Below are 258 nucleotides of genomic sequence, written 5' to 3' on the forward strand. Positions count from 1 at the left end.
GTTGTTGATCACCGCGAAACGTCGCTCATGGCTGAACTGGCGCAGGCGATCACCGCCGATCAACAGGGTGCGCAGGCTTGGGTGCTCAAGGTCCTGGCTGAACGCGTACTCGGCCACCGGGGTGGGCAGGAAGCTCACGTCCAGCGGCTGGGCCAGCCACCAGGCCAGCAGTTCGTCGATGTTTTCATTGCCGACATGGGCCGGTGGCAGGTGCAAGGTCGCCCCCACGCACAATGCCGGCCAGACTTCCCAGGCCAT

At 64.7% G+C, this 258-nt stretch carries 1 protein-coding gene; it reads right to left on the reverse strand.

Features of this window, described 5'->3' with window-relative positions; all coding sequences use genetic code 11:
- Positions 1 to 258, reverse strand: a 258-nt coding sequence (locus HX846_RS38600) for a hypothetical protein (protein ID WP_178967625.1), incomplete at both ends; no start/stop codon positions are given.

The organism is Pseudomonas sp. K5002, from assembly GCF_013386655.1.
Classification (GTDB): domain Bacteria; phylum Pseudomonadota; class Gammaproteobacteria; order Pseudomonadales; family Pseudomonadaceae; genus Aquipseudomonas.